Genomic DNA, 13,476 nt, shown 5'->3' with positions numbered 1-13,476 from the left:
GCTCAAGAGATTGCGTGCTTACGCAACCGCTCACATACCTTAGCCCTTTTGGTGCTCAACTGACGATTCAAGGAGTTTCTTTAGCTCTTCCCCACGTGGAAGGCGGGCTGGCTCAAAGGTATAACCATCGTGCACATAGTAGAAAGCAGCGCGAATCTTCTCTCCGCCATGGATACGCCGCCATGCCTCTGCATAAACCGCAAGCTGTATCTTGGCGGCGTCCATAGCCTCCCCTTGGGGTGGGCGGCCTGTCTTCCAGTCCACCACCATCCACGTGCCGTCGTCCAAGCGGAATACCGCGTCCATGCGCCCGCGCACCACGGCCTCACCGATGGTGATTTCAAAGGGCGCTTCTACGTATTCCGGTTGACGTTGTGCCCACTCCGAGCTCAAGAAAGCTTTTTTCAGCTTTTCCAAGTCATAGTCCGCCGCCTCATCAGTACCCGGCAGCTCTTCCTCGCTCAATAGTGCAGGGCTGCCAAAGCGGTCCTCCAACCACGCGTGGAAGGCGGTACCGCGCTTGGCATAAGCATTCGGCTTAAACGGCACTGGACGGCGTTGCCTGCGTGCGAACTGGAGTGGATCTGCCCGCAGCGCAACCATGTCAGAAGCAGTCAGCTCGCTGGGTAGCTCAACGTCTACCACCGGCTGTTGCAGAGCCCTGTATTCTTCAATAAGAGCGCCAGCTTCCTGCTCCCACAACTCAAAGGTTTCACCGTGGCTGAGGTCTGGAAGTTCTTCCATTGCCTCAAGCACCGCATCGGCACCGGCAACTGCCTCAGGGTTAGCCTTCAGCGCTGGGAACTGTGCGCTCTCACCAAAGTCCTCCTCGGACGGTTCATCTGGCACGGACCATTCCACCACGTACTGCGGGAATTGCTCTTTCAGGCGCTCTAGGTATTCATAGGGCGCCTTCTTGCTCTTCCCAGAAGCGTTATTGGTTCCCGAGCCAGTAACGGTCAGCGTGGATTCGGTACGGGTCAATGCAACATAAAAAAGGCGCGCAGATTCTTCCGCCTTTAGGGCACTATTTGCTTTCTTAAATTCTTCGCAGGCGTTTTGGAACTGCGAGCGCTTTTCGGCATCCTCTGGGACCTCAATATAGTCGTCCTCCCCCGGGACCTTGTCGATCCTGCTAAGGAAGGTCTCCGCTTGCGCGTTATAGCTAGAAGAATCAGCATGCACCACGCAGACATGCTCCCATTCCAGGCCCTTGGCCTTATGCGCAGTCATAATTTGCACACGGTCCGTTGCGGCAGGCACCTCACCCATGTCCAAACCGTCTTCCTTTTCGAGTGCAAGCGCAAAATAGTCCAAGAGTGCGTACAAGGAATCACCGTGGAAGCTAGCGACGATATCGGCAAATTTATCCAGGTGCGTCGCTCCCCCCGCGCTTCCGCGCGCCAAGACTTCGGTACGGATATTAAACAATGCCTCAATATCAGCGAAGATGTCCACCAGCGGCTTGGATAGCGAATAGGTGCGCAAGTGCCGCAGTTTGGCAGATACCTCTTCCATGCGGGCAAGGCCCTGTGGGGTATAGCGGTTCCTCTCCCCCAAGTCAGCCAGGGCGTCGGCAAGGCCAACGCGCTGATCCGGTTCTTCTGCGGTGACATCTTCCAACTGCGCTCGCAGGTAATCTTCCGGGTCCATTCCTGGTTCCCAACACAAGCGCTCCTCCCTTGCTCCGGCGAGGTTTCGTTGACGCGAAGCGAGGGCTTGAATATCGCTAATCCCCAAACCGCACATAGGGCCAGCCAGTACCCGCACTGCTGCAGACAGATCTTCTGGGCGTACGAGCATCGTGGCAATCGCCACGAGATCCTGGATTTCTGGCTGCCACAACAAACCACCGAGACCGATGATTTCATTGGGTACGCCCGCCTTGTCTAAGGCCGCAGCGATTGGCGCGGACTGCCTATTTTTACGCACCAAAACCGCTGCGCTGAAGGTGTCTCCCTCGCGTTTGTCCCACTGCTTTTTCAAATGTTCGGCGATAAATTCGCGCTCGCGATTTTCGCTTTCAAAGTAGGCCAGCTGGATTTCACCCTCGCCTTTATGTGGGGCGGCAGAAAGTTCATCCACGGGACGCTCAACACCTTCAAATACCCTCTCCGCCACTGAGTTAGCCAAATCCAGCGCACCCGAAGGGTTGCGCCACGAGGTGGTCAATTGGTCCTTCGGAGCAGGTGTGCCCGGCGCGACTGGAAAATCCTCCACGAAGGCGGTGAGGTTTTCAGAGGTCGCGCCGCGCCAGCCGTAGATGGCCTGCATTGGATCGCCTACAGCCGTAACCGACAATTCATCTTTTTCGCCGCCGAAAAGGCTTCGAAGTAGAACGCGCTGGGCATAGGAGGTGTCTTGGTACTCATCCAACATGACAACCTTGTAGCGCTGGGATTGTTGCCTGCCCACCACGGGATAATCACGCGCTACTCGGGCGGCGACAGACATTTGCTCGCCAAAGGTGATGACTTGTCGCTCGGATTGTTCCTTTTTCAGGGCCTCCAGCAGCGGTACGTACTGCACGCGGCGTTCCTGTGTCTGGATATAGCCCAGCAGCTTTTGAGAGTATTCGGGGCCATTCTTCTTCGATTTGTCAAGGTTATCGATATCTGCGCGAAAATCGCGCGCATGCTCAGCGATATGGCTCGTGTCTTTGAGACCGTTATCAATATCCTGGCTGAGGCTCAGCAGGGTCTCGGTGATTGTGGCTAGGGTGCGATCGTCTTCTAGTTGGCCGGTGTAATTGCGCACCACATCGTAGGCTAAGGAATAGCGCTCGGCCTCAGTAATGATGCGCGCGGTGGGCTCAACCGGAACTAATAGGCCGTATTCACGAACGAGTTCTCCGGCGTAGGAGTCATAGGTGGATACCTTCGGCGCAATGTTTTCTAATGCTTCTGCCACATCGCTGCCTGGTGGGATGAGACCGGAATCGCGCAGGTGAATCAGCTGCCTGCGAATGCGTTGCTCCAGCTGTTGCGCGGCTTTGCGGGTAAAGGTCAGGCCAAGAACCTGTTCAGGTCGCACATAACCATTGGCCACCAAATACACCACGCGCGAGGCCATGGTTTCTGTCTTGCCAGCACCAGCGCCGGCAACCACGAGTTTAGGGCTAAATGGGCCTTCAATGACATGGGCTTGTTCGTCGGTAGGCGGGAAATCCTTGCCCAAGGCCGCAGCGATTTGCTGTGGGGAAAAGTTGCTCTTAGGCATCGGTGGTCATCCTTCCTTCTTCCTGCACGGGGCAGATGGAGCGAATTGGGCATTTGTCGCAGTCTTTATTGGTACGCGCAGTAATGCGCGGACCACGCATTTCCTCCACCAGCGGGGGCAGAAGTGCGGCGAATTCTTCGAGTGCTTCCGGAGATTTATCGCTTTGCCAAATCTCGCCAATCTTCTTAGTGGTTGCGCCTGGGTAAACCAGCACCCCTCCCTGGCGCGGCATTCCTTCACCGTCGTGGACCTGATGGCCGTCGAATGCACCGTGGGCAAGCGCGAGCTGATAGGTCATTAACTGCACATGGTCTTCGGCTTCTTTCTTGGCCGGTTGGTTTTTCCCGGTCTTGAGGTCCACGACCAAGTAGTTTCCTTCTTCATCGCGAAGGAGACGGTCCATATAGCCGCCGATGCGCACGCCTTCACCGACATGTACGCCCACAGGAATTTCCACGCCCACTAGTTCTTGATTGACCTCAGATTGGCGCGCCCATTCGCGGGCGCGGTCCAATAGCGCGGAAAACTCATCGAGTTTGAATCGCAATTGCCACTGCGGGACGTCCTGGATGCGCTCGAAAGCCTCCATCACCAAAAGCTTGGCCTTTTCCGCATCCATACCGCGGCCAATGGCTTCAAAGAAGGCGTGGGCCAACGTACCGCGGAGCAGGTGTTCCTCGGTACTTGGATCCTCAGCCACATTGCCCAGCACAGCCTTGAGCGGGCAGTTGAGCAACGCTTCTACGCGAGAGGGCGATAAACTGCCGCTAGTATGCAACGGCAGTTCAGCCGCAACGGAACGCGCCGACCACCACTGCTCCGGGTGGGCGCCGGGGATTTCGGCCGCCGCTAATCGCGCGAGCTGGCGGGCAGCTTGCTTGCGTTCAACCTCACCGGATTCCGGATTGCTAACTACCCGGCGCAGCTGCGCGACGAAGGCCGGCACGGACAGCACCGCAACATCGAGTGGATCAATCTCCAGACCATCGCGCAAAGATACGGGTGCGGGTTCGGGCACATCGAGGCCCAATTCGCGCGGAAGTTGAGCGTGGCGCAGCGCCCGCTTTGCTTGGCGACGCGCAGCTTGACCGGGAACATCGACACCACGTCCGGCGAATTCGTCGATGAACCGAGAAGGCTCGAAGACCGTATCGCCCTCTGGATTCTCCACGGCAGTAATGAGCAGGCGCTTTCGGTGGCGGGTGGTAGCGACGTGGAAGAGACGACGCTCCTCTGCCAAGCGGGAGGCAATGTGGCTGACGGGAGTATCGGGATCAATATCGTGGTCGAGGAGATCGATGAGATCTTCTTGCCCGAAGATGGAGCCAGTCTCTCCTAGCGAAGGCCAGCTGCCTTCCTGGGCGCCGGCCACGATGACGGTATCCCATTCGCGGCCCACTGCACCGTGCGCAGTCAGGATTTCTACGGCCTGCGGGATGGCGGTACGGCGGTCACGCACGCCAGTGGGAAGTTCTTGTTCAGTGATATGGGTCAAAAACGCGCTCAGTGAAGAATCCGGGCGGCGTTCTACGTAGTCTCCAGCAGCGTCAAAAAGCGCCATCATTGCATCTAGGTCGCGGTCGGCCTGCGAGCCCGTTGCACCACCGCGCAAGGCCGAGGCCTGTAGACGGTTGTCCAGCTCGGTAGCACTCCATACGGCCCACAGAATCTCCTCCACCGAAGCGCCGGAAGTGAGCGCTTCCCGGCCGGCACTGAGCACTGCACGAACGCGTTCGAGGATCGAATATTCCCGTTCAGTGAGCTGTCCGTTGAAGTCTGGGAGCTCGCCGTAGAGAAGGCCCCGGAGGCTATCGATGCCCCGAGTGGTGGAATCCCAGCGGCGCAAGCCACGGATCAGTCGGCGCAGGGTGACAGGATCGGCGCCACCCACAGGTCCGGTGAGTAGTTCTTCCAACTCAGAGTTAGATAGTTCCTCCTCCAAGGCGCGCAGTGCAAGCAGCACAGCGGAGACCAAACGCTGTTCGGCCAAGACAACGTCGGTGGGATTGATATGTACGGGCACACCGGCGGCTAGGAGGGTGCGGCGCATTTGGCCAATGTCACTAGTAGAGCGCACAATGACAGCGATGTCGCGCCAGGGCACGGCATCTTCCAAGTGGCGGCGGCGCACGGTATTAGCTACGACGTCGCGCAGCCGACCGTCCGAATCCACGATAGAGATGCACGCCGGTGTGGGCCTGCGGTAGGACTCGGTGAGCTCAATGTCATGCTCGGCTGGAAAGTCCTGCAAAAAGCGCGAGCTAGCACCACGAAAGGCAAAGACAGATTGGGCTGTATCTCCACCCACAACTACGAGGTTGGCCTGCGCAGCTAGCCCAAGAATGAGCTTTCCTGCGGTGGGGTCGAGCAGTTGAGCATCATCGACGACAATGGTGTGGAAGGGATGATCGCGCAGTAATTCAGGGCGTTGGAGAACCGCGGTAACCAACTCTGCAGCAGAGTATGAATGGGAACGGGAGAGGAGCTGCACGCGCTCATACTCGCGCAGAAATTCGCCCGCGGCGGACCACATAGGGCGGCCATATTCGTGGCCTAGGCGCTCCAGGTCTCCTGGGCCCAGACCTCGTTCAATGGAGCGCAAAAGGAAATCGCGCAACTGCCGCGCAAAGCCCACATATTCCAGCGCGGGGCGCATCTCTTCTGGCCAGGAACCGTGGCCGTCCTCTGCTTGACCGATAAGTAGCTCCCGAATGACGGCATCTTGTTCCGCACCGGTAATGAGCCGTAACTCCTCCTCGGCCGCCGTGCGCAGTAACGCAAAAGCCAAGGAGTGCACAGACCGCACCATTGAGGTCTGTGCGGCGTAATTCTCGAGGCGTTCAGAAAGTTCGCGGCGCAATCGGGCACCGGATTCCTTCGAGGGCGCAATAACGAGAATGCCGGAGGGATCCGCGCCAGTTTCCTGGGCTCTGTCCAGGGCATGAATGACGGTATCGATAAGGAAGCTCGACACGCCACTGCCTGCCGCACCGGTTACTTTCCAGGAACCGGATTCGGGCAGGTCAACCGGCCAGCTGCGGGCCGTGGCGGACGGGGTACGGGGAACGAGGCGCACTTGCGGGGACGGTGGGAGGACCACTCCCGCACGCGCGGTGGAATGGGGGTCGTAACTCACCGCTCCAGTATGGCAGATGCCCGCGACACCAGATATTGCTCCACCCGTTCAATGTGCGAACGCGCGTTTGAACGCGAAGCAGGATGCAGATCGTTGATATGACGACGATACGACACTGCACGCAAGAGCAGCTCCTGCATGCCCGGCACGTGGCTAAAGCGTTGGCAGATCTCATCATCAACCGCCTGAGCAATAAGCCCGTCGACGATGACTAGGGCGGCGCTCCAACCGGCTGGGCGCGGAAATTCGCTCGGCACAATGTCCACGATTCCCGGCGGGTTGGCGCCGTGATAGACCGTGGTGGTGAGAAGAGCGGTGTGGGCGGGGATAAGAGGGACGTCGGCAAGCAGAGCTGGGCGATAGGCCTCCCCCGTTTCTCCCCACGCGGCGCGCTCCGCGCGAGCAAAGACATCGTCACGCTGCCCGGTGGGAAGTGCCACCTCGGCCATAGCCGTATCAAGGCGCAGCGCCATCTGTGCGGTTTCATCAATGCGCCCCCGGACCTGCCCCGGAATAAACTGCGTGGCCTTCCAGCCAGCGGCCGTATGACGGCCATCGCTAGATAAAATTGGCCGGGAAACCCGGGCGCCTTGCACACTTAGGCGCTCGCGCGTCTTGGCGGACCATGCAGCAAAAGGACTGGCCTGCGAATAGACCACGTCCCCCACCTTGATGCCGTTATCCCACACCGGGCCTAATTGATCGCCCTGAGCGCGGCGAGTACCGGTAGCACCAGTTTCCGCGTGAAAGGCGCTTAAAACATGCTCTGGGGGAAGCGGCATCCTTAACTCCTATTCGGGTTGGTGGGGATCCTTATTATCCGGGTTGGGGAAAGGCCACGGGTTAGCTGCACAGGTCACGTCCTCATCAGGATAGACCTCGCTGGGCTTGCGATCGTGCAATGCCTTGTTATTGAGATCCAAGGTCTGCTGCATCATGATCGGAGCTAACTTGCCCTGCCCACCACACGGCTGGTGGGCCGCATAGCCAATGGCGTGGCCCAGCTCGTGGTTAATAACGTACTGGCGGTAGTTACCCATATCGCCTTCAAACGGCGTCGCACCGCGCACCCAGCGAGCCTCATTAATAACCGTGGTGGACTCGCCAGTAATGGTGGTATGGCAGGAGGTTTCCGTTTCAATTTTCTCCCCGCACCGCTCCGCGGCGGTACCCAAGGAGGTCAGCTGGATACGGGTATCTGGATCCGCATCAGAGGCCACGTGCTCGAACTCGAAGTCCTTGTGCGCGGTCCAGCCGCGCGGATCAGAAAGGGTGGCCTCCACCATGGCTGCAAAAGAATCATCGCCGCCATACGGTGCGGTATTGAGGCCATCTTCCACCTCGATGGAATAGCGCACCTTCTGCGCGCCACCCTTACCGGCTACGGCGCCGGGCTCGCCCACCTCATGGAAAGTGCCCTTTCCCTGCTTGGTAAACGCCCCACCGGGCGGCATCTCACTAATTTCCCGTTTGACCGCTTCCGCATCAGCCGGATCAGGCCCGATTTTCTCGGCACTCGTCGGGGCAGCTGTGGTAGTTTCTTCCGCCCCTTCTTCAGAGGAGGAAGCGGTGGCGATATCGACAATGAACCAGATGGTCAAGGCGATCATCAAAGGGATAGCCACCACGCGCCACCAGCCATATTGACGCGCAAACCGGACCACCGCATTAGGGTGGTCCGGCGAATGGCCCTGGCTCCGGTGAGCGTGGCGAGTCTCCCTGTCTTCCATGGGGCCTTAGGTTACCCGTTTATTTTTAAAAATCTGAATCAGCAGACCGGTGTGCTCGTCTTTAGGCGCCGGCGAATCCCACGGCGTGCTTCTTCGCAATGCCCACCTCAACGTAGACCACGCGGTCAGTGCGCACGAGGTACTTGCGGCCCTTGTCATCTTCCAGTTCCAAGGTGGAGTTATCCGCCAGGGCGCTATTGATCTTCTGCGTCAGGTCAGCCTGGTCACCTGCAGCGCTAATGACCAGCTCGCGAGCGGTGTCTGCGAAGCCAAACTTGATATCCATGAGGGTTCCTCCTCTAACTAGAGTTTTATTGTCAATGGCCCCACTATAACCATCCCGGCTACTATCAAGGTGTGTCTGACATAAAATCCCAGCCACCGAGCTTCGCGGAACTCGGCGTTGCGGCCGAAATCTGCGATGGACTCGCCACCCGTGGCATCACGCGTACTTTTGCAATCCAGGAATTAACCCTGCCCATCGCTTTGTCCGGTCAGGATTTGATTGGCCAAGCGCGCACCGGCATGGGCAAAACCTACGGCTTTGGCGTGCCGCTTTTGGATCGTGTCTTTGATGATGCCGATATCGAAGAGCTCGATGGCACCCCGCGCGCCCTCGTGGTGGTCCCCACCCGTGAGCTTGCTCAGCAGGTCACCAAAGACCTGCAGGTAGCCGCCGCTGACATACCGGTGCGTTTGGTTTCCATCTACGGAGGCCGGCCCTACGAGGAACAGATCACAAAGCTCAATAAGGGCGCCGATGTCATCATCGGTACACCTGGCCGCCTGATCGATCTCCACGAGCGCGGCAATCTGCAACTAGACCGGGTGGCCATCTTGGTACTCGATGAAGCCGACGAGATGCTAGATTTGGGCTTTTTACCCTCGGTGGAGGCCATCCTGCAGGCTCTGGATGGCAATGCGCACCAGACCATGCTCTTTTCCGCTACGATGCCGGGCGCGATTTTAACGCTGGCCCGCCGTTTTATGGATAAGCCCATCCATATCCGCGCCGAATCGGGCGAGCAGGATTTCACTCATTCCTCCACCCGCAAGGTCACCTTCCAAGCTCACCGCATGGATAAGGTTGCCATCGTCGCGCACGCCCTGCAGGCTGCCGACCGCGGGCGCACCATCATCTTCGCCCGCACCAAGCGAGCGGCCGCCCATTTGGCCGATGATCTCGCCCGGCGCGGCTTCCGCGTGGGAGCCGTCCACGGCGACCTTGGGCAAAAGTCCCGCGAGAAATCCCTGCAGGCCTTCCGCTCCGGCCAGGTAGACATCCTGGTCGCCACCGATATTGCTGCCCGCGGTATCGACGTCGATGATGTCACTCACGTCATCAACTACCAGGTACCAGATGATCCAATGACCTTTGTCCACCGTATTGGTCGCACGGGTCGCGCCGGGCATACCGGTACCGCCATCACCTTGGTGGGCTACGATGAGCTGGGCAAATGGCAAGTCATTAACGATGAGCTGGATTTGGGAGAGCCGGAGCCGCCACAATGGTTTTCTACTTCCCCAGAGCTGGCCCAAGCGCTAGACATCCCCGCGGATGCTGAGGAGACCGTAGGCCCCGAGACCAAGGTTGTAGGCCAGGTTTCAGTCCGCGAGAAATCCCCCACCCGTACCACTGCGCGCCGCGGCAGCTCCCGGCGCCGACGAGGAGGCCGCCGATGACTAAGGCTCCCATTTTGCGTTCCACGCTCTCTGATTGGAAGGCCACCGGCATCATTGCCGTGGTCTGCGCCATCGCGGTAGGCGGTGCAGCCGTCACTGCCAATATCAATCAGGCACATTTGAGCCAGGCGGCCGTTCCTGGGGAAAAGGATGCACCCGCACTTTCCACAGTCCCGACTAACCTCCACGAGTCCTTCAGCCTCCCCAATGAACCGGTGCCTGGCCAATACCGAGCGGTTTCGGCGCACGGCCTGACCATCACACATGCGGATCACACGCTCACGGCTACCAATCCGGACGGTTCCGAAGCGTGGACCTATGAGCGCACTGATGCCGAACTATGCTCACTGTCTGCTGCATGGGGCAAGATAGTAGCTACTTATAAGACCGGTGTGGGCTGCGGAGATACCGTGGCGATTGATGCCGCGACTGGTGAGTATGACAGCACCCGTAGTGCCATAAATTCGGACGAGGTGGTACCCATATCCTCCAATGACCGGATAGGAACGGTCTCCACCGACCGCATCGATCTGTGGCGCTCCGATATGGTACGTACCGTGGAATACGGTGACGTGGAGGCAAAACAAGAACCGGACAAGCAACCGCATGAGGATTGCACGCTCACCTCGGCCCTTACCCGTACCGAGAACTTAGCCCTGACCGAGTCCTGCCCCGATAAGCCGAATACCACCTGGTTGCGCTTCCAAGACACCACCCCCGATGATTCCCGTCAACCGGACATCGCCGCCGATGTGGACATTGCCACCAATGGCGCCCGCCTTGTCGCCGTAGGCCAAAAGGCCGCCGCCGTATACCGGCCAGGACCACACCCCTCCATCGAGTCATATAACAAAGAAGGTAAAAAGCTCGACTCTTCCCCAGCAGAGCCTTCTCCGGCTATAGACACCGGCGACTCCCCCTTCGCGCCGGCAACTGCGGACTTGCCGCACCATATGACCTGGTTTGATGGCTCCCGGCTTTACCTCTTTAAGCCGAGCGACCTCTCGGTTGATCGCATCGTGGAAGAGGCCATCGGCACCCCCATCGCTGTCAACGAGCAGATGCTGGTGCCTACCAAAGAAGGAATTGCAGTCATGGACTGGTCCACTGGCAAGACTCTGCGGACCGTCCCGGTTGACCGCGGCGCCTACCGCGGTGCCGTTTATCTCACCTTAGCGGGTGACACCATTGTGGAAACCCGCGGCGATAACGTAGTGGGCCTTAGCGCCGATTAGTACCCCACCATCGCATAAAAAGGCCGCGCATTCCGGGTTTTACCGGGCGCGGCCTTTTACACGTGAAGACGACTTTAAAAGTTTGCTGCCGCCCACTCAGTGGAGGCGCGTACGAACATCAGCAAGAAGATGACCACTGCGGCGCTCAGCAATGTCACCGCGCCCAGTAGCGGCGATCCACCGCTAAACATTTGGAAGGAGCTAGCCGCCAAGATTAGCTCCACCAAAATAATGGCTCCCCTACCCCAGCGCTTTCCCTTGACCATGGCCCAAGCGCCAATGATGACAAAACCAAACACGATAAAGATAAAGAGTGCGGTGCCTAGCCCCACAAAGCTTCCAGAGCCCGAATCCGACACCATGGAGCCGTTTTCCGCACCGGTCAATTCGCGCACGATCAGGAAGATGCCAAAACAGATTACGGCGATGGACTGAATCACGGCGAGTGCTGCGGCCACGAGGACTGGTTGCGGCGCCCCGTGCTGGGTCTTTTCTTCCCCACTAATCGACCGCGTGGAGGCAGCATTTTGCTTTGTGTTTACCTTCTTGTTTTGTTTGGACACAAGCCCACAGTCTACTCACGGGCAACGCCATTTTCTTGTGCGCCACTCAGGTTTCGCGGGGGCAAGGGCTAACCGGACAGATTTGACGCTTCTCTAGTCACCACACTCAAGTAGTTTCAGTCAATGCGCCAGTTCAGCGCGTTTCTCACAGGCTTCTTTCAACTCCAGCGTCTATCTAAATGACCCCCACACCACTTTCCATTCAGTGATGTTTAACACATTTTCGCCTCTACCCCTAGCGGAGCCTGAGTAAACATGTCATGATTCTGGGGTAGCAAAAAGAAAGAGGACGTAAACCTCTTCTTAACTTGAAGGAAACTTCAAGTAACCACAATGTGGACCATTGGCGGCGGCGACGCTGGCCCGACCTCGAGACCGGGCCCCACTGCGCGCAGACCAGTTCACACAACCACCCACCCATGGCATTGGTTGCTTTTCATTTTATGAAAAGTGCTTGTGCTTTCTGCTGTCGAATTTTTGTTAGGAGATATCAATCATGGATTGGCGCCACGAAGCTGTTTGCCGCGACGAAGACCCCGAACTGTTCTTCCCAGTAGGCAATTCTGGTCCTGCACTTACCCAAATTGCTAAGGCCAAGTTGGTCTGCAACCGTTGCCCCGTTGCCTCTTCCTGCCTGAAGTGGGCACTGGAGTCCGGCTTGGACGCCGGCGTCTGGGGCGGTCTATCTGAAGAGGAGCGCCGCGCCCTCAAGCGCCGCCGCAACCGCGGCCGTGGACGCGCCCGCGTTTCCGCTTAATCATCGGCCCCCAATTTTCGTTTCGGCGCCCTTAGCCGCTAAAGTTGAATAAAGTTCAGATACCCTCAACGAAGGAGTGCGCAATGAGCAAGCGTGGTCGCAAGCGCAAGGATCGCCGCAAGAAGTCCGCTAATCACGGCAAGCGTCCTGGCGCATAACGCACAGCACATAAGCCCGGCCCACGGTCATCACAGACCGTAGGAGCCGGGCTTTTGCTTTGCCGAATCGGCGCAGGCCGCTTAGCAGCCCGTGCCGTATGTCCGCACTACCAGGTGGTCTCGATGCGGGTGATTTCAACCGAGATGCGGCGGCGTAACGCCTGCGGCGCCTTGGCCTGCCCGTTACAACAGTTGCGCACCAGCGAACGAATAATCTCCTCGCTCTCGAGGCGTTTTTGACAAAAATCACACTGGGCGATGTGCTCGCGGATGGCAAGCGCGCGGGCATAGGTGGTGGATTCATCGAGAAGCTCGCACAGGAGGGCCTGTACCTCTGGGGAGCTACACGCACCACAGTTGTGTTCCGTTGCGCGTTCCATTACTTCTCCTCCATGTCTGGGTGTTCTAATCCAATACCTTGTTCTCGTGCCACGTCTTTCAACGCTTTTCGGAGTAGTTTTCTTCCCCGGTGCAACCGAGACATCACTGTGCCCAAAGGAGTGTCCATGATTTCCGCAATTTCTTTATATGCCAGGCCCTCCACATCCGCGTAGTAAACCACCATGCGGTAATCATCGGGCAGGTCATTCATGGCCTCTGAAATGGTGGAATCCGGCATGTCCTTGAGCGCGGCTACCTCGGCGGATTCCAGACCGGTGGAATCATGTCCGGCGGTGGTATAGAGCTGAAAATCACTCAAGTCATCAGCCGAGGACTCCGTTGGCCGGCGCTTCGCCTTGCGGTAGGAGTTGATGTAGTTATTGGTCATGATGCGATAAAGCCATGCCTTGAGATTCGTACCCGGAGTAAAGGAATGGAAGGACTTATAGGCCTTGAGGTAGGTCTCCTGCACTAGGTCTTCAGCGTCTTGGGGATTGCGCGTCATGCGCAAGGCACCACCGTAGAGCTGATCTAGCAGGGGCAGCGCTTCCGCTTCAAAGCGGCGCTGCAGCTCCTTTTCGCTGATTGTTTCTTTAGCCACAATTTCCATACTA

Annotated in this window: 12 protein-coding genes; 4 read left to right on the top strand and 8 right to left on the bottom strand. The window is 58.2% G+C overall.

From position 1 onward, the window contains the following. Positions 1-39: 39 nt before the first annotated feature. From ACLI1M_RS03260 to ACLI1M_RS03240, 5 genes are all read right to left on the bottom strand, one after another. Positions 40-3,219, bottom strand: coding sequence for an ATP-dependent helicase (locus tag ACLI1M_RS03260; protein ID WP_248099687.1), 3,180 nt, complete (start codon positions 3,217-3,219; stop codon positions 40-42). Next, positions 3,212-6,319, bottom strand: a complete 3,108-nt coding sequence (locus tag ACLI1M_RS03255; RefSeq protein WP_248099817.1) for an ATP-dependent helicase — start codon at positions 6,317-6,319, stop codon at positions 3,212-3,214. Before ACLI1M_RS03255 ends, ACLI1M_RS03260 begins: the two co-directional genes overlap by 8 nt. A 32-nt stretch (positions 6,320-6,351) precedes the next feature. Beyond that, positions 6,352-7,137, bottom strand: a complete 786-nt coding sequence (locus ACLI1M_RS03250; RefSeq protein ID WP_023020797.1) for a hypothetical protein — start codon at positions 7,135-7,137, stop codon at positions 6,352-6,354. Between the two features lie 9 nt (positions 7,138-7,146). Next, on the bottom strand, positions 7,147-8,085 hold the full coding sequence (locus ACLI1M_RS03245) for a DUF3152 domain-containing protein (protein WP_023020796.1): 939 nt from the start codon (positions 8,083-8,085) through the stop codon (positions 7,147-7,149). A 61-nt stretch (positions 8,086-8,146) separates the two neighbouring features. Further along, a complete protein-coding gene (locus ACLI1M_RS03240) occupies positions 8,147-8,371 on the bottom strand; it encodes a DUF3107 domain-containing protein (RefSeq protein ID WP_023020795.1) in 225 nt (74 codons plus the stop codon). Between the two features lie 71 nt (positions 8,372-8,442). Here ACLI1M_RS03240 and ACLI1M_RS03235 point away from each other — a divergent pair, with 71 nt between their 5' ends. Both ACLI1M_RS03235 and ACLI1M_RS03230 read left to right on the top strand, forming a co-directional pair. After that, complete coding sequence (locus ACLI1M_RS03235) at positions 8,443-9,768, top strand: DEAD/DEAH box helicase (RefSeq protein ID WP_023020794.1); 1,326 nt, start codon at positions 8,443-8,445, stop codon at positions 9,766-9,768. Then, the gene (locus ACLI1M_RS03230) at positions 9,765-11,003 is read left to right on the top strand and encodes a hypothetical protein (protein ID WP_248099688.1); all 1,239 of its coding nucleotides are present in this window, start codon (positions 9,765-9,767) and stop codon (positions 11,001-11,003) included. The genes ACLI1M_RS03235 and ACLI1M_RS03230 overlap by 4 nt, the downstream gene beginning before the upstream one ends. A 74-nt stretch (positions 11,004-11,077) precedes the next feature. On the opposite strand, the gene ACLI1M_RS03225 is transcribed toward ACLI1M_RS03230, so the two are convergent. Continuing rightward, positions 11,078-11,566: a hypothetical protein gene (locus ACLI1M_RS03225; RefSeq protein ID WP_239205912.1), complete on the bottom strand. Its 489-nt coding sequence runs from the start codon at positions 11,564-11,566 to the stop codon at positions 11,078-11,080. A 496-nt stretch (positions 11,567-12,062) separates the two neighbouring features. Here ACLI1M_RS03225 and ACLI1M_RS03220 point away from each other — a divergent pair, with 496 nt between their 5' ends. Together ACLI1M_RS03220 and ACLI1M_RS03215 are read left to right on the top strand one after the other, a co-directional pair. Then, positions 12,063-12,323 (top strand): WhiB family transcriptional regulator, encoded by a 261-nt coding sequence (locus ACLI1M_RS03220; protein WP_005322377.1) that lies wholly within the window; start codon positions 12,063-12,065, stop codon positions 12,321-12,323. 83 nt (positions 12,324-12,406) lie between these two features. Beyond that, positions 12,407-12,481 (top strand): 50S ribosomal protein bL37, encoded by a 75-nt coding sequence (locus tag ACLI1M_RS03215; RefSeq protein ID WP_100067784.1) that lies wholly within the window; start codon positions 12,407-12,409, stop codon positions 12,479-12,481. 107 nt (positions 12,482-12,588) lie between these two features. Here ACLI1M_RS03215 and ACLI1M_RS03210 read toward each other — a convergent pair whose 3' ends face one another. Together ACLI1M_RS03210 and ACLI1M_RS03205 are read right to left on the bottom strand one after the other, a co-directional pair. Continuing rightward, positions 12,589-12,861: a mycothiol system anti-sigma-R factor gene (locus ACLI1M_RS03210; protein WP_023020791.1), complete on the bottom strand. Its 273-nt coding sequence runs from the start codon at positions 12,859-12,861 to the stop codon at positions 12,589-12,591. After that, positions 12,861-13,472: a sigma-70 family RNA polymerase sigma factor gene (locus ACLI1M_RS03205; RefSeq protein ID WP_023020790.1), complete on the bottom strand. Its 612-nt coding sequence runs from the start codon at positions 13,470-13,472 to the stop codon at positions 12,861-12,863. The genes ACLI1M_RS03210 and ACLI1M_RS03205 overlap by 1 nt, the downstream gene beginning before the upstream one ends. Positions 13,473-13,476: the final 4 nt, after the last annotated feature.

Origin of the sequence: Corynebacterium sp. LaCa54, from assembly GCF_046717495.1 — a bacterium.
GTDB lineage: Bacteria > Actinomycetota > Actinomycetes > Mycobacteriales > Mycobacteriaceae > Corynebacterium > Corynebacterium kefirresidentii.
Note: the sequence above shows the minus strand (reverse complement) of the source record. Positions and strands in the feature narration are given on the sequence as shown.